The organism is Streptomyces sp. PKA51 (assembly GCF_057552455.1).
Genome location: NZ_BAAJPZ010000001.1, coordinates 643,546 through 667,790, shown reverse-complemented (window position 1 = coordinate 667,790; position 24,245 = coordinate 643,546). Strand labels below are relative to the sequence as shown.

General features: G+C 75.9%; 13 protein-coding genes. 8 read left to right on the top strand and 5 right to left on the bottom strand.

Annotation, left to right across the window (positions count from 1 at the left end; translation table 11 throughout):
* Positions 1 to 9: 9 nt before the first annotated feature.
* Positions 10 to 1,428 (bottom strand): NAD(P)/FAD-dependent oxidoreductase, encoded by a 1,419-nt coding sequence (locus AC27L3_RS02325; RefSeq protein WP_487232265.1) that lies wholly within the window; start codon positions 1,426 to 1,428, stop codon positions 10 to 12.
* A gap of 182 nt (positions 1,429 to 1,610) precedes the next feature.
* Here AC27L3_RS02325 and AC27L3_RS02320 point away from each other — a divergent pair, with 182 nt between their 5' ends.
* Entirely contained in the window at positions 1,611 to 2,084 is a 474-nt protein-coding gene (locus AC27L3_RS02320) for a hypothetical protein (RefSeq protein ID WP_487232264.1), read from the top strand.
* Positions 2,085 to 2,101: 17 nt separating this feature from the next.
* On the opposite strand, the gene AC27L3_RS02315 is transcribed toward AC27L3_RS02320, so the two are convergent.
* From AC27L3_RS02315 to AC27L3_RS02300, 4 genes are all read right to left on the bottom strand, one after another.
* Positions 2,102 to 2,785, bottom strand: a complete 684-nt coding sequence (locus AC27L3_RS02315; protein ID WP_487232263.1) for a helix-turn-helix transcriptional regulator — start codon at positions 2,783 to 2,785, stop codon at positions 2,102 to 2,104.
* Between the two features lie 446 nt (positions 2,786 to 3,231).
* A complete protein-coding gene (locus AC27L3_RS02310) occupies positions 3,232 to 6,012 on the bottom strand; it encodes an AAA family ATPase (RefSeq protein ID WP_487232262.1) in 2,781 nt (926 codons plus the stop codon).
* Positions 6,009 to 8,735: a helix-turn-helix transcriptional regulator gene (locus AC27L3_RS02305; protein WP_487232261.1), complete on the bottom strand. Its 2,727-nt coding sequence runs from the start codon at positions 8,733 to 8,735 to the stop codon at positions 6,009 to 6,011. The genes AC27L3_RS02310 and AC27L3_RS02305 overlap by 4 nt, the downstream gene beginning before the upstream one ends.
* On the bottom strand, positions 8,722 to 11,589 hold the full coding sequence (locus AC27L3_RS02300) for an AAA family ATPase (protein WP_487232260.1): 2,868 nt from the start codon (positions 11,587 to 11,589) through the stop codon (positions 8,722 to 8,724). The genes AC27L3_RS02305 and AC27L3_RS02300 overlap by 14 nt, the downstream gene beginning before the upstream one ends.
* A gap of 354 nt (positions 11,590 to 11,943) precedes the next feature.
* Here AC27L3_RS02300 and AC27L3_RS02295 point away from each other — a divergent pair, with 354 nt between their 5' ends.
* The 7 genes from AC27L3_RS02295 to AC27L3_RS02265 are packed head-to-tail and all read left to right on the top strand — an operon-like array spanning position 11,944 to position 23,983.
* Complete coding sequence (locus AC27L3_RS02295; RefSeq protein ID WP_487232259.1) at positions 11,944 to 13,320, top strand: glycosyltransferase; 1,377 nt, start codon at positions 11,944 to 11,946, stop codon at positions 13,318 to 13,320.
* Positions 13,321 to 13,337: 17 nt separating this feature from the next.
* Positions 13,338 to 14,423, top strand: a complete 1,086-nt coding sequence (locus AC27L3_RS02290; RefSeq protein WP_487232258.1) for a DegT/DnrJ/EryC1/StrS family aminotransferase — start codon at positions 13,338 to 13,340, stop codon at positions 14,421 to 14,423.
* A gap of 4 nt (positions 14,424 to 14,427) precedes the next feature.
* Positions 14,428 to 15,606 carry a cytochrome P450 gene (locus tag AC27L3_RS02285; RefSeq protein WP_487232257.1) on the top strand — a complete coding sequence of 393 codons (1,179 nt, stop codon included), beginning with the start codon at positions 14,428 to 14,430 and terminating at the stop codon, positions 15,604 to 15,606.
* Between the two features lie 50 nt (positions 15,607 to 15,656).
* Positions 15,657 to 15,851: a ferredoxin gene (locus AC27L3_RS02280; RefSeq protein ID WP_365969069.1), complete on the top strand. Its 195-nt coding sequence runs from the start codon at positions 15,657 to 15,659 to the stop codon at positions 15,849 to 15,851.
* A 36-nt stretch (positions 15,852 to 15,887) separates the two neighbouring features.
* Entirely contained in the window at positions 15,888 to 16,646 is a 759-nt protein-coding gene (locus AC27L3_RS02275; RefSeq protein WP_487232256.1) for a thioesterase II family protein, read from the top strand.
* Positions 16,646 to 18,748, top strand: coding sequence for an aminodeoxychorismate synthase component I (gene pabB / locus AC27L3_RS02270; protein WP_487232255.1), 2,103 nt, complete (start codon positions 16,646 to 16,648; stop codon positions 18,746 to 18,748). Before AC27L3_RS02275 ends, pabB begins: the two co-directional genes overlap by 1 nt.
* A gap of 27 nt (positions 18,749 to 18,775) precedes the next feature.
* Complete coding sequence (locus AC27L3_RS02265; protein WP_487232254.1) at positions 18,776 to 23,983, top strand: type I polyketide synthase; 5,208 nt, start codon at positions 18,776 to 18,778, stop codon at positions 23,981 to 23,983.
* Positions 23,984 to 24,245 lie beyond the last annotated feature (262 nt).

The following is a 24,245-nucleotide window of genomic DNA, read 5'->3' as shown; positions in this document are numbered from 1 at the left end:
CCCTGCTGATCAGCCGGCCTCCGGCAGCAGCTGGGGTGTCCTGGGGCCCGGGGTGGCCGGCCCCAGGACGGCGCGCAGGACCCGGGGCGCGAAGAGCGAGGTGGCCGGGGCCGTCAGGTGCAGCACCGCGCGGAAGGCGTCGCCCACCACCGGATTGCCCGTGGCCCGCTCCTGCACCCGCTTGAGGTACCAGTCGGCGGGCCGGTCCGCCGGCCGCGCCCGCAGGGCGTTGCCGGTGGCGCCGGGTACGTTCTTGTCGGCGCCCGCGGAGATGTCCCACGCCTGCCGGGTGGCGGCGAGCAAAGCCTGCTGGACGCGGCGGGTGGTGGGGGTGCGCCGGGCGTCGGTCAGGGCCTCGCGCAGGGCGACGGCGCAGAGCGCGGCCACCGACATTCCCTGTCCGTAGACGGGATTGAAGGCGCACAGGGCCTCGCCGGTGGCGAGGAATCCGGCGGGACGGCGGCCGGGCAGGTCGTAGCGGCGGCGCAGGTTCCCGGTGTTCCGATAGCCGTGGACGGGCGAGACGGGCTCGGCCTCGAGCAGCCATTCGTGGGCGACGGGGTGCGGCAGCCGGGCCGCGTACGCGAGGAACTCGGCCGCGTCGGTGGGCGGTTCGTGCCCCCGCAGCCCCGAGAGGATGACCGACCAGCAGTCGTCCTCCAGCGGCAGGATCACGCAGCCGTAGGGCTGGGTGGGGTTGGGGATGATGTAGACGCCCCGGTAGCCGGGCGACGGCCGGCCCGGTGCGGTGCGGAAGCGGCGCGTCGCATAGGCCAGCCCGGTCTCCAGCCTCTCCTCGCGCGGCGGTTCGGCGCCGAGCGCGGTCAGCCATGCGGGGGCGCGCGAGGACCGGCCGGAGGCGTCGACGACGAGGTCGGCCGGCACGTCCCGGGTGGCCGCCGCCCGGCCGCGCTCGCGCAGGCGGACGCCCCGCACGCGCGTCGCGTCGCCCAGCAGCGCGGTCACCTCGGCGCCCTCGGTCACGGTGATGCGCGATCCGGCCAGGACACGCCGCCGTACCACCCAGTCGGTCAGCGGGCGGGAACCCGTGAGGATGTGGCTGGTGGCGTCGGTGCGCCGGTACCAGTGACCGGCCTGCCACTGCACGATCTCGGTCGGCATGGCCACGCGCGGGGAACCGTGGGCGATCAGGTCGTCGACGACGCCGGGCAGCAGCGATTCCAGCGCCGTCTGGCCGCTGCCCAGCATGACGTGGGTGTGGCGGTCCTGCGGCACACCGGGCCGGGAGACGGGCTCGCCGGGGAAGCGGTCGCGCTCGACGAGGGTGACCTCGTCGGCGTGTGCGGCGAGGACGTGCGCGGCGAGGAGTCCGGCGAGGCCGCCGCCGATGACGACGGCGTGCCGGGCGGCACCGCGCGGCTCCTGCTCTCCGTCCGCCGTGTCCTTCGTCTGTGCCGTGCTCACCATGTCCCACCCCATCCGGTCGTGCTGCGGGTCCGCCCGGTCGGCCCGGGCGGAGTGCGATCACCGTACCGGTGAGCCGTGTTGGCGCCGGTCGCCGGGCGGCGTACGGCCGAGGGTGACCCCGATGGCTTTTGTTCGTTTTCGGGGTGAACGCCAGCTTCGCCCCGATGCCAGGAGGTTCCCCCATGCGCATGCGCCACACCGTCGCCCCGCTGCTCGCCGCCCTGTCCCTCGCCGCGGTCGCACCGGCCGAGGCCGTGGCCGCCCCGCCGGTGGCGGGGCCGCCGCCGGCGGGCGACCTGCCGCGGACCGTGACCTTCCAGGCGGCGGCCGACCTGCCGGGCCCGGGAGCGCTGACCCCCGGGCCGGACGAGTACGGGGAGGAGGACGGCGTCCAGGGGCCGACCAGGCTGCTGGGCCAGGCCGTCGACACCGTCGGCCGCCCCGTGCGCTCCCTGGTCTCGCCGGTGCTGCGGCCCACGGGGCTCGACCGGCAGCTGGGCGGAGTGCCGGTGCTGGGCGGGCTGTTCGGCGACCACGGCGAGGAACGGGGCGGCCAGGGACGGGGCGGCGAGCAGCAGGGGGACGGCGCGGCGGCGCAGGGCCCGGCCGCCGGGGCGCCGGCCGGGCGGCTGGTGATGGGCCGGGAGCACGGGTGAGGCCCGGCCCGGCAGCCCTACTTGACGAAGTCCTGCACCACCTTGGGCGGCCAGGTGCCCACCTTGAGCACCCCCATCGAGTAGGCCCGTGAGACCAGCGCGGCGCGGTTGGGCACCTTGAGCTTCCGCAGCAGGCAGGTGACGTGGTACTCGACGCCCTGCCGGCTGAGGTAGAGGCGCGAGGCGAGCGGGATGGTCGAGATGCCGGCGGCTATGCCCTCCAGGATGCGCGCGTCCATCTCGGAGAGGATCTTCTTGCGGTTGGTGACCACCCGCGCGTCCTCGCTCTCCTCGGTGGAGGGCATCATCACCAGGATCGCGGTGGTGTCGGGCAGTCCCCCGCGCACGGAGACGGCCGTGAGGGGGACGGTGAAGGCCGCCTCACCGGGGCCGACGGCGATGACGGGGGTGACGAACCGCTGCCGGCGACCTTCGAGGAGCTGCGAGAACTGACGCATCAGCGGCTGCTGGACGCTGGGGTGGACCACGTCGTTGAAGCTGCGGCCGCACAGCGCGCCGGAGGAGTCCTCGAACTGCCGGTAGAACTCCTGGTTCGCCTGCCGGATGGTCAGCGAGGTGTCGAGACTGGCCATGCACAGCCCCGCACGGTCGGGCTGCGGGGCGGCCTGGAGGTCACCGGGGCGGGCGTCGTGGGGGGTTGCGACCCCTGCCGGATCGACAAGAGCCGGGGCGGAATTCATCAAGAGATGGGACCCTTTCATGGCACTTCACATGTGCGGAATCGCTGGGAAATCGCGCTGCAACCGCGAATCCTGATCTTCGTCCCGTGGCCGAACGGCCGAACTGAGTGAAAGCCTAGATAGGCCCGACTCGCCGGGTCAACGACCGCCCTGGCCCTTGTCCTAATCCTGCGGTCCGCCGGTGCGGAGGTACGGTCCGTCCTTCGGTGCTTCGGTGGTCCACCCCCCTCGACGGCGGGGAAGCCCGGCTCATGCGCCTACTTGACCTGCACTTTCACCCCCGAGACGACCGCAGGCCCACCCTTGCCGCAGGGTGGGCCCGACGCCGCGGCGGCGTACCCGTGGTACGGCACCGAAGAAAGGACGGGGGTGTCCGCCGGTTACCCCTGCGGACACCCCATGGAAAGGTTGAGAGCGGTACTTGATGCCGCGTATAACAGCCGCGTTCAGCCCGCCCGGCCCAATTGCGATCCGGAATACCTGGCGATCATCTCGGCCCGGCCCCGGACACCGAGTTTTCGATAGGAATTCGTGAGGTGTTTCTCGACGGCACGGGCGCTCACGCCCAGTTCACGGGCGATGGACTGGTTGGTCAGCCCTCGCCCGGCGAGTTCGGCGACGCGCCGCTCGGCCGGGGTGAGCACCGAGGCGGGGGCCGGGCCGCCCGCCGTGTCGAGCTCCTCGTGCCCGCTGCGCCTGGCCAGGCGGGGCACCCCGCACGCCACCGCCAGCTCCCCGGCCTCGTGCAGGGCGGCGTCGGCCTCCGCCCCGCCGCCCAGCGCCCGGCCCAGGGCCTGCAGCCCGCGGGCGAGTTCGAGCTGGTGGGCGGAGGAACGCAGGACGGCGACGGCCTCGCGCAGCAGTGCCGCGCCCCGGGGGCCCTCGTACAGCCGGCCCTTCAGGCGCAGGGCGCGGCCGAGCACGGCGGGTGCCCCCCAGCGTGCGGCCCGCTCGTGCTCCTCGTCGGCGAGGGCGCGCGCGGCCGGCAGGTCGCCGAGCCGGTGGTGCAGGCTGATGGCCCAGGGACGCCAGGGGAAGAGGGCGGAGTTGTGCCAGCCGGCGGCCGCCAGTTGCCGGCCCGAGGACAGGACGGTCTCCAGGGCCGTGTCCCATGCGCCGCGCGCGGTCTCGGCCGCCGCTTCCAGAAGCTGCAGCATCGACGTGGTGGCCAGCCCGGGGGCGGGGCCCGCGCCCAGGCGCAGGACGCGGGCGCCGAAGGCCGGGTCGCGCACCTCCAGGGCGACGGCGGCGAGCACGACGGCGAAGGAGGCGCCGGCCGGGCCCTGCCGGGCCTCGGCGAGATCGACGACGCGTTCGGCGTGCTCGCGGGCGTTGGTCAGCCGGCCGCGGGCGAGCAGGACCAGGGCCTGTTCCATGTGGTCGACCGCGTCCGCCGGCACGTTCTCGGCGGCGCGTACCCGCTGCCCGGCGGCCAGCCAGGAGACGGCCGGTTCGACCGCGTCGGCGGCGCACAGGGCGAGCACCACCAGCGGCAGCGCGGAGTGCTCGCGCTGCGGTGCGGCCGGTTCCCGGGCCAGGACGTACCGGCCCAGCCGGGCCACCTCGTCCGCCGGCAGGGCACCGGCCACGGCGGCGGAGTTGAGCAGGACGGCGGTCAGTTCGCGGCCGGCCGGGGAGTCCGGCAGCAGCGGGCCCGGCACCGGCCCGCGCAGCCGTGCGACGGCGGCCGCGAGCGCGGCCGGATCCTCGCGGCGGGCGTGTCGCAGCCGGGCCTCCAGGCGCAGGGCGGCCTCGCGCGCCGCCCCCTTGAGCAGGGCGGCCGGGCCGAGTTCGGCCGCGATGCGCTGCAGCGTCGCGGCCGCGTCCGGCGGCAGGGTGCCCAGGAACGCCGGCGGGATCTGCAGCACGGCCAGGGCCCGGTCGGCGGGGGTGACCGGCAGCAGGGCCGCCTGGGCGGCGTGGCGGGCGCCGGCCGGTGCGTCGGTGTCGCGTACAGCGGCGGCGAGTTCGGTCAGCAGTCCGGCGCGCCGCCGTCCCGCCTCGGGGTGGTCCTGCAGAGCGCGGCGCAGGTAGCCGGCGGCCTGCTGCGGTGCACCGGCGGTGCGGGCCGCGCGGGCGGCGGCGCGCAGCACGGCCGTCGACCAGGGGCGGTGGCCGCCGCCGGCGGCCATGATCTGGTCGGCGACGTGCGTGTCGGGCGCCCCCTGCTCGTACAGCAGCTCCGCCGCGCTCTCGTGCAGCCGGCGGCACCCGTCCGGGGAGGTGCCGGCGGCGGCCGCCTCGCGCACGGCGTCGTGGACGAAGCGCGGCGGCCCGGCGGGGGTCAGCAGGCCGAGCTCGCGCAGGGCGCGCAGGGCCCGGGTGCCGGCGTGCTCGTCGAGGTGGGCGAGCCGGGCGGCGAGGGCCAGGCCGGCGTGCTCGCCGAGGACGCACAGGGCCGCGGCCAGGTCGCGTTCGGCGGCGGGCAGGCCGCGCAGGCAGGCCCGTACGCGCTCGGTGAGCCGCGGCGGGTGCGCAGCCGTGGCCCCCGCGGGGCCGCCCGCCGTCGCGTGCTGCAGCAGGCAGGTCAGCACCAGCGGGTTGCCGGCCGATGCGGCGTGGAAGGCGCGGGCGGACTCCTCGGTGCCCGCGGCGCCGAGGTGCTCGCGCACCAGCATGGCGGTGGCCGCGGGGGTCAGGGCGGCGGGGCGCAGGACGCGGCAGGGCGCGGCCGTCAGCTCGCGCAGGGCGGCGCGGCGGGTGCCGGGTTCGCCGGAGCGCACGGTGCCGACGACGACGGCGCGCAGGTTCCCGGGGCGGGCGGCCAGGCGGGCGAGCCAGCGCAGCGAGGGGGTGTCGGCCCAGTGGAGGTCGTCCAGGAGCAGCAGCAGGGGCGGCCCGCCGTCGTCGCCGGTGCGGGCCAGGAGCGCGTCGATCTCCTGCAGGACGGCCGGCTCGCCGTGCTCGTCGGGGTCCTCGGGCCCGCCGCCGGCGGCGTCGAGGGCGTCCAGGGCGTCGAGCACGGGGTCGGCGCCGGGCAGGCCGTCGAGGAGCTGGCGCACGACCCCGAAGGGGAAGTCCTGCTCCATGGGGGCGGCGGCCGCCCGCAGGACGCGGGTCGCCCCGGCTCCGGCGAGCTCGGGCAGCCTCTCCAGCAGGGTGGTCCTGCCGATGCCCAGCGGGCCGGTCAGCAGCAGGCACGAGGCCGTTCCGCCGGCCGCGGTGCGCAGCGCGGCCTCCACGGCGGCCTGCTCGGCTCCTCGTTCGAGCAGCATGCGTTCCGTCACTCTCCCATCCCTCGGACAAGAGCGCACAGCTCCGTGCGGCCGGTGATGCCGAGTTTTCGGTAGACGCTGCTCAGGCGCAGCTCCACGGTGCGCCGGGAGACCGTGAGCAGTTCGGCGATGTGCCGGTTGCCGTGGCCGCGGACGGCGAGGGTGGCCGTGTGCAGTTCGGCCTGGGTGAGGGAGGTCCATTCGCGCAGCCGCGCGGTGGCCCGCGGGGCCGGAGTGCGCTGGGCTTCGGTGAGTTCGCGCACGGTGGCGGCCAGCCGGCTGCAGGGATGGGCGGTGATGAGCGCCGAGAGCTCGCTCGCCCAGGGGGCGGTGGTGTGCCAGTCATCGCCGGGTCCGCGCAGTTCGAGGGCGGCCAGGTCGGCCAGGGCCCAGGCGTGCGCCAGTCCGGCGGGGGTCTCGCTCAGCGCGGCGACGGCCTTGCGCATGCGGGCGATGCGGTCGGTCTTGGCCAGCCGGCCGATGTGGAGTTCGGCCCAGGCGACGGCGGTCGGCGCGCCCCACTGCCGGGCCAGCTGCAGTTCCTCGGCGACCAGGGCGCGGGCCCGGGCCGGGTCGCCGAGGGTCTGGTGGGCGCGGGCGGCCAGCGAACGCCAGGGCAGCAGTGCGGGGTTGCCGGCCCGCCGGCGTACGAGGTGCCGGCCGGTCTCCTCGAAGAGTTCGGCGGCCTCGGGGATGCGGGCGTCGGCGGCCGCCTCCAGGGCCCGGGCGAAGAGCAGGTACGCCCAGGGGGTGCCGGTGCGCGGGCCCCGGGGGGCCGGGGCGGCGGCCAGGGCGCGGGCCCGGGAGCGGTGTCCGTTCTCCAGGTCGACGAGGATGCGCAGGGCCATGGGGTGGGCGGCCGCGCCGGCGTGCCGGCTGCCGGGCGGCAGGGCGCGTTCGCACTCGGCGATGTCGCCCTCGGCGTCGGCCAGCCGGCCGCGGCGCAGGTGCAGTTCGGCGCGGGTGGCGAGGACGCGGGCGGTGCCGGCGGGCAGGTGCTCGCGCCGGGTGCGGGCGAGCAGCGCGTCCAGCGCGCTCTCGGCCTCGTCGAGGGCGTCGGCCAGGACCAGGGCCCGGCAGGCGGCGAGGCGGGGCAGCAGGAGCGCCGCGGTGTCGTCGCCGGGCGCCGGTCGCATGCGGGCCAGGCGCAGGGCGGTGGCGCGGTCGGCGCCCTCGGCGGCCAGGTGCCAGGCGCGGACGGCGGCCTGGGCGGCGCCGCGGGGTTGCGGGGGCAGCGGCTCGCAGCCGGCCCCGTCCTCGCCGTCGCCGGACGCCTCGGCGGCCCACGACAGGGCGAGCAGTCCGTCGCGGAGGGCGCCGCGTGCGGTGACCCGGGCGTCGGCCACGGCTTCGTGGACGACGCCGGTGCCGCCGCGGGCGAGCGCGAGGTCGGCGGCGCGCAGCGGGAGGGTGACACTCATTCCCGCAGCATCCGTTTCCGCGGCGCCCGTGTCCTGGGCGCCGGTGTCCTGGGGGTGCGCGTCCTGGGGGTGCGCGTCGTGCGTGTCGGTGTCGTGCAGGAGGCGGGCCAGGCGGCGGTCGCCGGCGGTGGGGGCGGTGACGGCTTCGACGGCGGCCAGGTGCAGGGTGAGTTCGCCGTGCTCGGCGGGCGGCAGGGGCTCGGCCAGCATGCGGGCGAGGAGGGCGGCGGTGCGCGGGTGGTCGCCGGCGCGCCGGGCGGCGGCCAGTCCGCTGCGCAGGGCGGGCAGCACCCAGGGCCGGGCCAGGGGCGGGGTGTCGAGCAGCAGGGCGGCGACGGTGTCGGCGCCGGCGCCGGCGGTGTGGGCGAGTTCGGCGGCGCCGATGTGCAGGGCGGTGCGTTCGGCGGCGGGGGTGCAGGCGAGGACGTGGGTGCGCACGGCGGCGTCGAGGCCGGGCGGTTGCAGGGCGGGCGTGGTCAGGCCGGTGCCCTCCAGCACGGCGCGTACGGTCGTCTCGTCGTCGGCCGGCAGGCCGGCGAGCCGGCGGACGGCGGGCAGGCCGAGGGCGCCGGCGGCGGCCAGGGCGCGCAGGGCGGCGGCGTGGCCCGGGGGCAGTCGGTCCAGGACGCGGGCGACGTGGTCGGCCAGGGCGGCCTCGGCGGCGGCGGTGAACTCGGGCAGGGCGGTGGCGTGCGGGGCGCGGCCCCCTTGGACGAGGCGGCGCAGGGCCTCCTCCAGGACGGCGGGGTTGCCGCGGCTGAGGTGGGTGGCGGCGGTGACGAACGGCTCGTCGCCGGGTGTGCCGCAGACCCGTTCGACGAGGGCGGCGGCCGCGGGCGCGTCCAGCGGGGGCAGGACGACGTCGGTGCGCAGGGGTGCGGCCGGGCCCGCGAGGGCGGTGGCGAGGACCGGCGGGAGGGCCGCCGGGGACCCGTCGAAACTCATCATGAGGACGACGGGGAGGGTGTGCATGTCCGCGGTGAGCCCGGCGAGCCGCCGGGCCGTGTCCCGGTCGGTGGCGCGGACGTTCTCGGCGACGTACAGCACCGGGCCGTCCTGGGCGGCCGTCGGCGGACGGCCGGGGCCGGCGGGGTCGTCCGGCGGCATCGTTGTCAACGCCGCGCCGGGGCCGAGGGGGTGCACGGCGATGCCGCGCCGCAGGGCGCTCGCGGCCGCCCACCGCAGCAGGCCGTGCTGTCCGGATCCGGGCGGTCCGCCGACGGTGACGACGGCCGGGCGGCCGTGCGCGAGGCCGGTCAGGACGGCCGAGAGCCGGGCGCGGGCCCGGGCCGGCAGCGGGTCAGCGGGCCGCACGGAGCACGCCTCTCGCCGGGGACGGGGTCGCTCTGCCCGGGAGGGCGGGCCACAGGGCGGCGGCGAGCCCGGCCCGGTCGCCGACGGCCAGCTTGCGGTAGACGCTGGTCAGATGCATCTCCACGGTGCGCACGGTCACGAAGAGGGCCTCGGCTATCTCCCGGTTGCTCGCGCCCAGTCCGGCCAGGCCCGCGACCTTGCGCTCGGTGCGGGTGAGCATGTCGGTGCGGGATCCGGTGATCTTGCCCATGCGGCCGCCGGCGGCCAGCAGCCGGCTGCGGGCGGCCCGGGCCAGGTCGAGGGCCCCGCACTGCCGGGCGAGGGCGACGGCGGTGCGCAGGTGTTCGCGGGCGCCGCGCTGGTCGCCGGCGGTCAGCAGGGCCGTGCCGAGCAGGTGGGTGGCCCGGGCGTGGTCGGCGCGGGCGGGTGAGCGGGCGAGCGTGGTGACCGCCTCGGTGAGCAGGGCCAGGCCCTCCTCGCCCGGGGTGGTGGCACCGCGGACGAGGGTGGCCAGGCCCAGGGCGCGGGCGGTGCCCCAGGCCCGGGCGGGTTCCTGGGCGGCCTCGGCGATGCGGCGGGCCTCGTCGGTGCGGTCCATGCCGGACAGCAGGCAGACGGCATGCAGCCACCACGGGTGCAGCACGGGGTTGCCGACGCCGCTGCCGGCCAGGAAGTCGCCGCAGGCCAGCAGCAGGTCCAGGGCGCCTTCGTGGTCGCCGAGGCCGCGCCGGGCCTGGGCGCGGGCCATGAGGTGCAGGGGGTGTTCCATGACCGAGCGCTTCAGGTCCCGCGCGTCGAGGCGGGCGAGCAGCTGCTCGGCCCGCTCGGCCTCGCCGCGGTCGGCGAGCACGGTGGCGAGCGCGATCACCGGTTCGCTCATGCGGGCGCAGCGCGGTTCCTCGGCCATGAGGCCGGTCGCGGTGCGGGCGTCGGTCATGGCGTCGGGCAGGGCGCCGGTGCGGTGCAGGATCAGCGCGCGGGCGGTCAGCACCTGGGCGTACACGCGGGGTTCGCCGCATTCCTGCGCGTAGGAGAGCACCTTCTCCAGGGCGTCGAGGGCGTCGTCGGTCTCGTCGGCGAGGGCGAGGGGCAGGGCGGCGGCCAGGGGCGCCCAGCCGCCGGGCGCGCCGCCGGGGGTGCGCAGGGCGCGGCGGGCCTGGTCGACGGCGCGCTCGGCGTGCCGGCCGTCGAGGGCGGTGAGGGTGGCGAGCATGGCGAGCTGCTGGCGCTGGGCGGGGGTGTCGCCGTGGGGGGCGGGCGTGGTGGCGGCGTGCCGGCGGGCGGTGGCGAGGGTGGTGCGTTCGGCGGTGGCGGCCAGCAGCAGGACGGATTCGAGGTGTGCGGTCAGTTCGCGGTCGGCGGGGCCGGCCTGGGGGCCGAGGTGGTCGCGCAGCGCGTGCAGGGTGCCGGTGAGCACGGTGGTGGCGGCGGGGCCGCGGCGGACGGCCAGGCAGGTCAGCCCGTACTGGGCGGCGATGACCGCGCGGGTGCGCACGCAGGTGGCCTGGGCGAGGGCCTCTTCGAGGAGGGGCAGGGCCTCGCTGGGGCTGAAGCCGGCGCGGACGCGGGCCAGTTCGGTGCGGACGGACACGTCGTCGGGCTCGGCGTCCAGCAGGCGGTGCAGGTAGCCGGCGGCGGCCTTGTGGGCGCCGTCGCCGGCGGCCCGGTCCGCGGCTTCGCGCAGGGCGGCGGCCATCCAGGGGGTGAGCGGGCCGGGCAGGAGCAGCACCTGGTCGGCGACCTCGCGGGCGGGGCGGCCGGCGTCGTCGAGCAGCAGGGCGGCCTTGGTGCGCAGCCGGGTCAGTGCGGGTTGTTCGAGGGTGGCGAGCACGGCGGCGCGGGTGGCCTCGGTGGTGAAGTCCAGGGCGCCGGGGGCGAGCAGGCCGGCGTCGCGCAGTTCGGCCAGGGCGGTGGCGGCGAGGGCGGGGGCGACGCCGGCGAGGGCGGCGACGTGGTCGCGGGCGGCGTCGCCGAGGACGGCGGCGGCGGTGGCGACGTCGCGGGTCCAGGCGGGGCGGCCGGCGAGCACGCGGCGTACGTAGGGGGCCGTCAGTGCCGTGCAGATCTCCTCGGCGCGGTGTGCTCCGGCCGCGTCGGGGGCAGTGCCCTCGGCGTGCAGGGTGCGCAGGACGCGGGTGAGGATGCGGGGGTTGCCGCCCGCGGCCGCGGCGAGCAGCGGGGCGAAGGAGGGGTCGGCGGGGGTGGTGAAGGCGTGGCGCACGAGGACGGCGGTGTCGTCGTCGGTGAGCGGGCCGAGGCGGACGGTGGCCGCGGCGTGGCGCGTGGTGAGCTCGGTGAGGGCGGTGCGGGCGGCGGGCGCGCTGCCGGTGCCGTGGGCGAGGACGACCAGCAGCGGCAGCCGCCGGGCCCGGCGCAGCAGGTACTCCAGTCCCCTCAGGGACGCCTCGTCGCAGTGGCCGGCGTCGTCCAGGACGAGGGTGAGCGGACGGTCCGTCATCAGGCGTGCGGCGAGCCGGTGGAGGGCGTGCAGTACCTGGTGGGCGGGGGCGTCGCTGCCGGGTGCGAGGGCGGCGCGGGCGTGGTGCACGGCGGGCGGCGGGGGTGCCTCGCCCTCGGGGGCCGGGTCCAGGGCGGCGAGCAGGGTGCGCAGGGCGCCGTAGGGGGTGGTGTCCCGGGTGCAGGTGGCGTGCAGGACGGTGGTGCGACGGGCGGTCTCCTCGGCGCGGAACTCCTCCAGGAAGCGGGTCTTGCCGCTTCCGGAGGGCCCGGATATCAGTACCGCGGTGCCGTGGCCGGCGCGGGCGGCGGCGGCGTGGGCGCCGAGTGCGGCGCGCTCGTCCCGGCGGCCGGTCAGCGGAAACGTTAATGCCTGGGCGCGAAGGCGGTGCAGCACGCTCACTCTCCTCACGCCCCGTGGGGGACACGGCGCTCAGACGTCACGATCCGCAATGAGTACCGACAAAGCGCCCGTTGGGGTACCTCGTCAGGTCTCCTGCCACTCTAGAGGCTTTTGTGGCTGATGAGGTTCCACTTCCTTGAACTTTATGACATCGGAGCGTGCCCGGAGCGTAACGACCCTTCGCGGCGGGGCGGCCCGGAGGCCGGGGCGGGGGCGGCGGGGGCGGAGTCTAAGGATTTCCCGGCACGGGGCGTGAGATCAAAGTGCGGTGCGGCTCATCGACCCGGCCGTAGCGGGGCCTCGCCGGCACCGCCGGGCCACCGCCGAACCACCAACGAGAGGGAATCCATGGACTCCGCGCGACGGCCGATCCTCTTCGTCAGCCTTCCGGAGAGCGGTCTGCTCAATCCGCTGCTCGTGCTCGCCGGGGAGCTCTCCCGCCAGGGGGTGGAGGACCTCTGGTTCGCCACCGACGAGCCCCGGCGCGAGGACGTGGCGCGCATTGCGGAGCGCTCACCCGTGGAATTCGCCTCGCTGGGCGAGGTGGCCTCCGAGCTGTCCGCGGTGACCTGGCCCGACGACGTCTACCGCGAAGTGACCCAGAGCTCGCGCTTCCGGGCCCACCGGGCCGTCATCAAGCAGTCCTACAAGCCGGCGGTGCAGGCGGCGAAGTTCCGCCGGCTGAAGGAAGTGGTCGACAAGGTGCAGCCGGCGCTGATGGTGATCGACTGCATGAGCGGCTTCGCCGTCGACCTGGCCGTCTCCCGGGGCATCCCCTTCGTGCTCAGCGTGCCCTTCCTGCCGAGCAACGTGCTCACCTCGCTCAACCCCTTCGCCAAGGGCTACACCCCGCGCGACTTCCCCGTCCCGCACTCGGGCCTGCCGCGCCGGATGAACCTGGCGCAGCGGGTGTCCAACGAGCTGTTCAAGTTCCGCACGCTGGCGATGTTCTTCCACCCGGAGATGGCCAAGGTGCTCGGCGAGGACGGGAAGATGCGCAAGGAGCTCGAACTGCCGCCGCCGGGGCCGATGACGCGCATCGACAAGGCCGAGATGGTCCTGTGCAACTCGATCGCCGAGCTGGACTACCCGTTCCCGATACCGGAGAAGATGCGCCTGGTCGGCGCGATGATGCCGCCCCTGCCGGAGGCCGATGCCGACAACGACGTCGCCCGCTGGCTGGACGAGCAGTCCTCCGTGGTCTACATGGGGTTCGGCACCATCACCCGGCTGACCCGGCAGGAGATCGGGGCGCTGGTGGAGGTGGCCCGCCGGCTCCAGGACCGCCACCAGGTGCTGTGGAAGCTGCCGAAGGAGCAGCAGCACCTGCTGCCCCAGGAGGGCGAGCTGCCGCCGAACCTGCGCATCGAGAGCTGGGTGCCCTCGCAGCTGGACGTGCTCGCCCACCCCAGCGTCAAGGTGTTCTTCACCCACGGCGGCGGCAACGGCTTCCACGAGGGGGTGTACTTCGGCAAGCCGCTCGTGGTGCGCCCGCTGTGGGTGGACTGCTACGACCAGGCCGTGCGCGGCCGGGACTTCGGTATCAGCCTGACCCTGGACCAGCCGCAGACCATCGCCGTCGACGACGTCGTCGACAAGCTCACCCGGGTGCTGACCGAGCCGTCGTTCCGCGAGAACGCCGAGCGCCTGGGCGCCCTGCAGCGCGCGGCGGGCGGCCGCAGCGCCGCCGCCGACCTCGTCCTCGGCCTGCCGGCCCTGGCGTGACGAAGGAAGGATCCGCAGTGTCGTTCACCCACCCCGTCTCCCGCCCCTTCCTGACCGGCAAGGAGCAGGAGTACGTCGCCGCCACCCTCGCCGACGGCTGGGTCTCCTCGCAGAGCCCGGTCATCGCCCGCTTCGAGCGGGCCTTCGCCGACTACAACGGCGTCGCCCACGGCGTGGCCTGCTCGTCGGGCACGGCCGCGCTGACCCTGGCCCTGCGGGCGCTGGGCATCGGGCCGGGGGACGAGGTCATCGTCCCGGAGTTCACCATGGTCGCCTCGGCCTGGGCGGTGACCTACACCGGCGCCACCCCGGTCTTCGTCGACTGCGGCGACGACCTGAACATCGACGTCGCCCGCATCGAGGAGAAGATCACCCCGCGGACGAAGGCCCTGATGCCCGTGCACGTCTACGGGCGGCGCTGCGACATGGACGCGATCATGGACATCGCGTTCCAGTACAACCTGCGCGTGGTGGAGGACTCCGCCGAGGCCCACGGCATCCGGCCCGTCGGCGACATCGCCTGCTTCTCGCTGTTCGCCAACAAGATCATCACGGCGGGCGAGGGCGGCGTCTGCCTCACCGACGACCCGCGCCTGGCCGGGCAGCTGGCCCACCTGCGCGGCATGGCCTTCACCCGCGAGCACAGCTTCGTCCACAAGAAGCTCGCCTACAACTTCCGCATGACCGGCATGCAGGGCGCTCTCGCCCTCGCCCAGGTCGAGCACCTGGACGAGATCCTCGCCACCCGCAAGGAGATCGAGCGGCGCTACGACGAGGGCCTGGCAGGCATCGACGGCATCACCCTGATGCCCGCGCGGGACGTGCTGTGGATGTACGACATCCGCGCCGAGCGGCGCGAGGAGCTGCGGGAGTTCCTGGCCGCGGCCTCCATCGAGACGCGGCTGTTCTTCCAGCCCATGAGCCGCCAGCCCGGCTACTTCGACGCCGGCTGGCCGACCCTGAACGCCGCCCGCTTCGCCGCCGACGGGCTGTACCTGCCCACGCACACCGGGCTGTCCGCGGCCGACCAGGAGTACATCACCGGCAAGGTCCGGGAGTTCTACGAGGCGGTCCCCGCCGGGCCGGCCCCCGAGAAGGAGTGACGCAATGCCGGACACCGAACCCCTGGTCGTGGACTTCCCGCTGCGCAGGCCCGGTGAGGCCTTCCCGCCGCCGCGCTACGCCGACTACCGCTCCCGCGACGGGCTGGTGCTCTCCTACCTGCCCAACGGCAACAAGTGCTGGCTGGTGACGCGGCACGAGGACGTACGGGCCGTGCTGACCGACCCGCGGATCAGCTCCAACCCCCAGCACGCGGGCTTCCCCAACATCTCCGAGACCATGGGCGTGCCCAAGCAGGAGCAGATCCCCGGCTGGTTCGTGGGCCTGGACTCCCCCGAGCACGACCGCTTCCGCAAGGCGCTGATCCCCGAGTTCACCGTCCGGCGGGTACGGGCGATGCGCCCGGCCATCGAGCGCACCGTCGACGGGCTCATCGACGACCTGCTGGCCGCCGGCAACAGCGCCGACCTCGTCGCCGACTTCGCCCTGCCGGTGCCGTCGCTGGTGATCTCCGCCCTGCTGGGCGTGCCCGCCGCCGACCGGGACTTCTTCGAGTCGCGCACCCGCACCCTGGTCGCCATCCGCTCCTCGACCGACCAGCAGCGCGACACCGCGACCAAGGAACTGCTGCGCTACATCAACCGCCTGGTCGACATCAAGTCCAAGTGGCCCGGCGACGACCTCGTCAGCCGACTGCTGGCGACCGGCTCCATCGCCCCGCACGAGATGTCGGGCGTGCTGCTCCTGCTGCTGATCGCCGGCCACGAGACGACGGCCAACAACATCGCGCTGGGCGTGATGACGCTGCTGCTGAACCCCCAGTGGATCGGCGACGACCGGGTGGTGGAGGAGACCCTGCGCTTCCACTCGGTCGCCGACCTGGTCTCGCTGCGGGTGGCGGTGCAGGACGTGGAGATCGCCGGTCAGCTGATCCGCGCCGGCGAGGGCATCGTGCCCCTGGTCGCCGCCGCCAACCACGACGCGTCGGCCTTCGAGTGCCCCCACATGTTCGACCCGGCCCGCAGCAGCCGCCACCACGTGGCCTTCGGCTACGGCGTGCACCAGTGCCTCGGGCAGAACCTGGTGCGCGTGGAGATGGAGATCGCCTACCGCCGGCTCTTCGAGCGGATCCCGACGCTCGAACTCGCCGTGCCCGTCGAGGAACTGGCGTTCAAGCACGACGTGGTCCTCTTCGGTCTGCACGAGATGCCCGTGCGCTGGTAGGCACCCGTTCCACCCCCAGCTCCACCCCCAGGCAAGGAGATGCCGCTCGCATGCGTATCACCGTCGACTCCGACCGCTGCGTGGGCGCGGGCCAGTGCGTGCTGTCCGCCCCCGACGTCTTCGACCAGGACGAGGACGGCCTGGTCACCCTCCTGACCCCCGCCCCCGGAGCGGCCGTGCGCGACGCCGTACGGCTGGCCGGCGGGCTGTGCCCGTCCAGGGCGATCACCCTGGCCGAGGACTGAGCGTCCCCGCTCCCCACCGAGAAAGGACCCACTGCCTTGAACAGCGTGGACAACTCCGCGGCCCTGTGGATCCGGCGCTACCACCGCGCCCCGGACAGCCGGGTCCGCCTGGTGTGCTTCCCCCACGCCGGCGGATCGGCCAGCTTCTTCCACCCCGCCTCGGCCGCCTTCTCCCCCGGCGCCGACGTCATAGCCCTGCAGTACCCGGGCCGGCAGGACCGGCGGCAGGAGCCCTGCATCACCGACATCGCCTCCCTCGCCGACGAGATCACCGCCCGGCTGCTGGAGCTGGAGGAGAAGCCCACCGTCTTCTTCGGCCACAGCATGGGCGCGGTCCTGGCCTTCGAGACGGCCTGGCGCCTGGAGGCCAAGGGTTCGGCCGCGGCGCCGCGCGCCGTCATCGCCTCCGGGCGCCGCGCGCCGTCCACGCACCGCCCCGAGACCGTGCACCAGCGCGACGACGACGGCATCATCGCCGAGCTCAAGCTGCTCAACGGCACGGACGCGGGCGTGCTCGGCGACGAGGAGATCCTGCGCATGGCCCTGCCCGCGCTGCGCGGCGACTACCGGGCCATCGAGACCTACACCTGCGAGCCCTCCCGCCGGGTGCGCTGCCCACTGACCGTGCTGACCGGCGACGCCGACCCGCGCACCTCCCTGGAGGAGGCCGCCGCCTGGCAGCGGCACACCGAGGGCGACTTCCGGCTGGAGGTCTTCCCCGGCGGCCACTTCTTCCTCACCGGCAACCAGGCGGCCGTCAACGCCGAGATCGCCCGCGAACTCGGGAAGCTGTGATGCGGACGCTGCTGGTCGACAACTACGACTCCTTCACCTACAACCTCTTCCACTACATAGCCGAGGTCAACGGCACCGAGCCGGAGGTCGTCCGCAACGACGACCCCGCCTGGCGGCCGGAGGCGCTGGGCGCCTTCGACAACGTCGTCCTCTCCCCCGGCCCCGGCACCCCCCACCGGCCGGCCGACTTCGGCTTCTGCGCCGACATCGCGCGCCAGGGCGGACTGCCCGTCCTCGGCGTGTGCCTGGGCCACCAGGGCATGGCCCTGGTGCACGGCGCCTCGGTCGGCCGGGCGCCCGAGCCCCGCCACGGCCGCATCTCCCCCGTCCGGCACGACGGCACCGGCCTGTTCGCCGGCCTGCCCTCGCCGCTGGACGTCGTGCGCTACCACTCGCTGGCCGTCACCGAGCCGTCCGAGGAGCTGGAGGTCACCGCGTGGTCCGCGGACGGCGTCGTGATGGCCCTGCGCCACCGCACGCTGCCGCTGTGGGGCGTGCAGTTCCACCCCGAGTCCATCAGCACCCAGGGCGGCCACCGGTTGCTGGCCAACTTCCGCGACCTGACTCGCGCCCACGCCGCCCGTACCGGCCGCCGCACCGCGCCCGCGCCCGCGGCCCGCACCCGGCCGGCCGCCCCCGCCCCCGCTGCGGCCCCGGTGCGGCAGCTGACCGTACTGGCCGAGGCGCTGCCCACCCGCTGGGACGCCGAAGTCGCCTTCGACCACCTCTTCCGCACCGGCGAGCACCCCTTCTGGCTCGACAGCAGCCGCACCGGCGGCGCCCTGGGCGAGGTGTCCGTCATGGGCGACGCCTCCGGCCCGCTCGCCCGCATCGCCGCCGCCGACGTGCCCGCCGGCACCGTCACCGTCACCTCCGCCGAGGGCACCCGCACGCTCAGCACCGGCTTCCTCGACTGGCTGGACGAGGACCTGCGCACCACCCGCACCGCCACGCCCGACCTGCCCTTCGACTTCGCCCTGGGCTGGGTGGGCTACCTCGGCTACGAGCTCAAGGCCGAGTGCGACGGGGACGCCGCCCACCGCGCCGCCGAGCCGGACGCGCTGATGGTCTTCGCCGACCGCGCCCTGGTCCTCGACCACCGCACCGGCACCACCCACCTGCTGGCGCTCGCGGAGGACGGCGCCGAGGAGGCCGCCCGCGCCTGGCTGCGCAGCGCGGCCGAGGAGCTGACGGCGATCGCCGGCCGGCGGCCCGAGGCGCAGGCCGAGCCCGTCGACGCGGGCAGCACCGGGATCGAGCTGCGGCACGACCGCGACACCTACCTCAAGCTCATCGACGCCTGCCAGGAGGAGATCCGGGCCGGCGAGACGTACGAGGTGTGCCTGACCAACATGATCGAGACCGAGACCGGCCTCGACCCCTGGCAGGCGTACCGCTTCCTGCGCCGCACGAGCCCCGCCCCCTTCGCGGCCTACCTCGGCTTCGGCGGCCTGTCGGTGCTCAGCACCTCGCCCGAGCGGTTCCTGCGCATCGACCGTGACGGGGTGATGGAGTCCAAGCCCATCAAGGGCACCCGGCCGCGCGGCGCCTCGCCCGAGGAGGACGCCCGCCTGGCCGCGGACCTGGCGGCCTGCGAGAAGGACCGCGCCGAGAACCTGATGATCGTCGACCTCGTCCGGCACGACCTGGGCCGCTGCGCCGAGGTCGGCTCGGTGGTCGCCGACCCCGTCTTCCAGGTGGAGACCTACGCCACCGTGCACCAGCTGGTGAGCACCGTGCGGGCGAAGCTGCGTGCGGACGCGAGCCCGGTGGCCGGCGTGCGGGCCGCCTTCCCCGGCGGCTCGATGACCGGCGCCCCCAAGATCCGGACGATGCAGATCGTCGACCGGCTGGAGGACGGCCCGCGCGGCGTGTACTCCGGCGCCATCGGCTACTTCTCGCTCACCGGCGCCGTCGACCTCAGCATCGTCATCCGCACCCTCGTGCTCAACGGCACCAGCCTGCGCTACGGGGTGGGCGGTGCCGTCATCGCCCTGTCCGACGCGGAGGCGGAGTACGAGGAGACGGCCGTGAAGGCGACGCCGCTGCTGAGGCTGCTGGGCGCCGAGTTCCCCGACCGCCGCCCCGGCGGCGGCGCCTGAGAAATCCACGAGACCGCGGGAGAGACGGTGTCCGTCCGAACAGATGACTACGCGATCGACCCGGCCGCCGGCAGCGGCGGCGGTGCCCTGGGCGGCCACACCCTCCCCGGCGTCTTCGCCGCCGCCGTGGCCAAGGCCCCCGATGCGGTGGCGGTGGTCGACGGCGAGCGCTCCTTCACCTGGCGCCAGTGGGCCGGCCACGTCGACGCCCTGACCCGCGGCCTGCAGGAGTCGGGCGTCGGCCCCGGCGACGTGGTCGCCGTCCAGCTGCCCAACTGCTGGGAGCTGCAGACCGTGCACCTGGCCGTCGCCGCCGCCGGGGCCGTGCTGCTGCCGGTGCACCAGGGCAACGGCCCCGCCGACGTCCACGCCCTGCTCGCCCGCGTCGAGCCGGCGGCCGTCGTGCTCACCGCGAGCAGCCAGCAGGACGCGGCAGGGCCGCTCGCGGCCGCCGCCCTGCGGCGGACGCTGCCCTCGCTGCGTACGGTGCTGGTTGCCGGCCGCGTGCCGGGGGCGGACACCGTCGCGCTGGAGGAGCTGCTCGCCTCCTGGGCCGGCAGCGCGCCCCTGCCGGTGGAGGTCACGCCCGAGACGCCGTTCGTGCTCGTCCCCTCCTCCGGTACGACCTCGGCGCGGCCGAAGATCGCCCTGCACAGCCACGACGGCCTGCTGTCGAACACCGCGGCCGTCACCGCCGAGGCCGCACCGGCCTTCGCCGACGCCGTGCTGACCGCCTGCCCGCTCACCCACCTCTTCGGCCTGCAGTCCCTGCACTCGGCGCTCTTCGCCGCCTGCCGCCAGGTGCTGCTGGCCGGCTGGGACACCGACCGGTTCCTCGACCTGGCCCGCCGCAGCGCCCCCAGCGTCGTCTTCGCCGTACCCGCCCAACTGCACGACGTCGTCACGCGCCTGGCCGAGCTCGGCGAGCCGGCCGGATTCCGCCCGCAGGAGATCCGCACCGCGGGCGCGGCCGTGCCGGCCGCGCTGGTCGCCTCCGTGCGCGGCGCGCTGGGCTGCCCGGTCGTCGTGGTGTGGGGCATGTCCGAACTCGGCACCGGCACCCGGACGCTCGCCGCCGACCCCGCCGACGTGGCCGCCCGCAGCGTGGGCCGGCCCACGGCCGGGGCCGAGGTGCGCGTCGTCGCCGAGGACGGCTCGCCGTGCCCGGTGGGCGAGGGCGGCGAACTGCAGTACCGCAGCCCCGGCATGTTCCGCGGCTACTACGGCGACCCGGAGCTGACGCGCGCCGCCGTCACCGCCGACGGCTGGCTGCGCACCGGCGACACCGCCGCCCTCGACGCCGACGGGCGGGTGCTCTTCCAGGGCCGCTCCGCCGAGCTGATCAACGTGGGCGGGCGCAAGTTCAACGCCGTGGAGGTGCAGGGCGTCCTCGCCGGCCTGCCCGGGCTGGGCCCGCTCGCGGTGCTCGGCCGGCCCGACCCCCGGCTGGGCGAGTACCCCTGCCTGGTCGTCACCGCCAAGGCCGACCCGTCCCTCACCCTCGCCCGGGTGACCGCGTTCCTGCAGGAACGCGGCGTGGCCGACTACAAGATCCCGCTGGAGATGGTCGCCGTCGACGACCTCCCGCGCACCCCCGCCGGCAAACTCCACCGGCGCGCCCTGGAGGAACACCTCGCCACGGGCGCCGCAGCGGCACGGCCCGCCGCGGGCGCCGGTGCGCGGCGGCCGCGTACGACCGAGGAGGCGCTGCGGCTGGTCCGCGCATGCGTGGCGCAACTCGTGGGCGGGGACGCGGCGGACGGTGCCGGGGACGTCCCGGGGAGCATCCTCGACGACATCCCGCAGGACGTGACCTTCCGCGGCCTCGGCCTGGACTCCGTGCGCACCATCCGGCTGCGCAACCTGCTGCAGGAGGCGACAGGACTCGCCCTGCCGGCCACCGTCGCCTTCGACTTCCCCACGCCGCTGGCCCTCGCCCGCCGCCTGACCGGGCAGCAGGTCGCACAGCCGGCGGACGGGGCACCGGACGCGGCGGCCGGGCCCGGCGAGCCGATCGCCGTCATCGGCATGGCCTGCCGGCTGCCGGGCGGCGCGGCCACCCCGCAGGCACTGTGGTCCCTGGTCGCGGACGGCACCGACGCCGTCTCCGGCTTCCCGGCCGACCGCGGCTGGGACCTGGCGGGGCTCTTCCACCCCGACCCCGACCACCCGGGCACCTCGTACGCGCGCGAGGGCGGCTTCCTGCACGAGGCGAGCCACTTCGACGCGGGCTTCTTCGGCCTGTCCGACCGGGAGGCGCTGGCCACCGACCCCCAGCAGCGGCTGCTGCTGGAGACGTCCTGGGAGGCGTTCGAGCAGGCCGGCATCGACCCCACCACCCTGGAGGGCACCCGCACCGGCGTCTTCACCGGGGCGATGTACCACGACTACGCGGCGCACCGGGCCGGACCGGCCGGCGAGCTGGAGGGGCTGCTGGGCATCGGCACGGCCGGCAGCGCCCTGTCGGGCCGCATCGCCTACACCTACGGCCTCGCCGGTCCCGCCCTGACCGTCGACACCGCCTGCTCCTCCTCACTGGTGGCCCTGCACCTGGCCTGCCGCTCCCTGCGGTCGGGCGAGTCCTCGCTCGCGCTGGCCGGCGGGGTCGCGGTGATGGCGACGCCCGCGTCGTTCGTCGAGTTCTCCCGGCTGCGCGCCCTGTCCCCGGACGGGCGCTGCAAGTCCTTCGCGGACGCCGCGGACGGCGCCGCCTGGGCGGAGGGCGCGGGCCTGCTCCTGCTGGAGCGGCTGAGCGACGCCCGCCGCAACGGGCACCGCGTCCTGGCCCTCGTGCGGGGCACGGCCGTGGGCCAGGACGGCGCCTCCAACGGCCTGACCGCCCCCAACGGCCCGGCCCAGCAGCGCGTCATCCGCGACGCCCTGGCCGACGCGGGACTGGCCCCGCAGGACGTGGACGCCGTCGAGGGCCACGGCACCGGCACCACCCTGGGCGACCCCATCGAGGCCCAGGCCCTGATCGCCGCCTACGGCCGGGAGCGGGATGCGGAACGGCCGCTGTGGCTGGGGTCGGTGAAGTCCGCCATCGGCCACGCGCAGGCGGCCGCCGGCGTCGCCGGGGTCATCAAGATGGTGCAGGCCCTGCACCACGACCTGCTGCCGGCGACCCTGCACGTGGACCGGCCCTCGTCACACGTCGACTGGTCGGCCGGGACGGTCCGGCTGCTCACCGAGGCCCGGCCGTGGCCCCGTCGGGCCGGACGGCCGCGGCGGGCCGGCGTGTCCTCGTTCGGGATCAGCGGCACGAACGCGCACGTGATCCTGGAGGAGCCGCCCGCCGCACCGCAGGCGGAGCACCGGAGCCAGGCGCCCTCCGCGGTGCCGGCCTGGGTGCTCTCCGCCCGCAGCGAGCCGGCCCTGCGGGCCCAGGCGCTGCGCCTGGCCGAGCACGTGGCGTCCCACCCGGACCTCCCCGCGCGCGACGTCGCCCACTCCCTGGCCACCACCCGCACCCTGCACCGGTACCGGGCGGTCGTCGCCGGCGCCTCGCGCGCCGAACTGCTCGCCGCCACCGAATCCTTCGGCCGCGGCGAGCGGCCCGCGGGCGTCGTCCTCCAGGAGGCGGCCCCCGGCACGCTCGCGTTCGTCCTCACCGGCCAAGGCAGCCAGCGCCCGGGCATGGGGCGCGGGGCCGCCGAGGCGTTCCCCGCCTTCGACGCGGCGCTGCGCACGGTGTGCGCCGGCCTGGACCCGCTGCTGGAACACCCGCTGCTGCCGGTGATGTGGGCCGCCGAGGGCAGCGCGCAGGCCGCCCTCCTCGACGACACGGCGTACGCCCAGCCGGCCCTGTTCGCCGTCGAGGTCGCCCTCCACCGGCTGCTGGAGTCCTGGGGCGTCGTGCCCGACCACCTGGTGGGCCACTCGGTCGGCGAGATCGCCGCGGCGCACGTGGCAGGGATGCTGACTCTCGAGGACGCGTGCCGGCTGGTGGCGGCCCGGGGCCGGCTCATGGGCGCCCTGCCGCCCGGCGGTGCGATGGTGGCGGCCCGTATCACCGAGCAGGAGGCGGTGGAGCGGCTGGCCGCCCTGCCCGCGGACGCCGACGTCTCCCTCGCCGCCGTCAACGGCCCCCGCTCGGTGGTCCTCTCCGGTGCCGAGGGCCCGCTCGCCGCCCTCGCGGACGACCTGGCCGCCGCCGGCCACAGGACGCGGCGCCTGGTCGTCAGCCACGCCTTCCACTCGCCGCTGATGCGCCCGATGCTCGACGACTTCCGCGCGGCGGTCGACGGCATCCGCTGCGCCGCGCCGGCGATTCCCGTGGTCTCCACCCTCACCGGCCGGCCGCTGACGGAGGCGGTCGACGCCGAGCACTGGGTACGGCACGTGCAGGAGCCCGTCCGCTTCCGGGACGCCATCGCGCACCTGGCCACGTCCCCCGCGCGCCCGGCCACGTACGTGGAACTGGGCCCCGAACCGGCCCTCGTCCCGATGGTCGACGAGTGCCTGGCCGCCGACGAGCGACGACCGGCGGCCGTCCTCCTGCCCACCCTGCGCGGCGGCGCCGACGAGGCGCGCTCCCTGCTGACCGCGGCCGCCCGGCTGCACGCCCAGGGCGCGGCGCCGCACTGGCCGTCCGTCCTGCCCGGCGCCCGGACCGTCGCCCTGCCGACGTACGCCTTCCAGCGCCGGGAGTACTGGCTGGCGCAGGGCCCCACGGCACCGCTGGTGGCCGGGGCACCGGGCGAGGGGACGGGCCCGGCGCCGATACCGGCGGACCGCTGGGCGGGGCTGCCCCCCGCCGAACGGGAGGAGGCCCTGCTCCGGCTGGTGCTGGCCGAGGTCACCGCCGTCCTGGGCGGACAGGAACCGACCGGCGAGGACGTCGCCGCGCGGGCGTTCACCGACATGGGCGTCAACTCGGTGAACGCGCTGGAACTGCGCAACCGCGTCATCGCCGCCACGGGCGTCCGCCTCCCGGCGACGCTGGTCTTCGACCACCCGACACCGGAGGCGGTGGTACGGCTGGTGGTGAAGGAGCTCTCCGAGCGCCCCGGGGCGGCGGCGGGCACGGCCCCCCGGGACGCGGCCGGCCTGGTGGCCGAACTGGAGGCGCTGCTGTCGTCCGGTGCGTCACTGGACGAGGAGACGGCGGACCGTCTGAAGGCCCTTGCGGTGCACCACCGTTCCGCGGCGGTCGCCGCCCGGCCCACCGGGCTGGATCTCGCCGCGGCCTCCGACGAGGACCTCTTCCGTCTGCTGGACGGCGGGGCTTCGTAGGCCGCGTCCGGCGGATCTTCGTCAGGCGCCACGACGGCGCCCCGTAGGGGCGCGGGGCTGTGCCGGTCTGCGGCTGCGCCGCGTGGGCGCGACGGCACCCCGTCTGCGGGCGCGTGGTGGCTTGTCGCGCAGTTCCCCGCGCCCCTATGGGGCGCCGTGGGCTGGTGCCGTGCCCCGTCAGGGGCGCGGGGCAGTGCCGATCTGCGGCTGCCGCCGCGTGGGCGCGATCGGCCACCGACGGCCCGCAGCCGACGTGCCACCC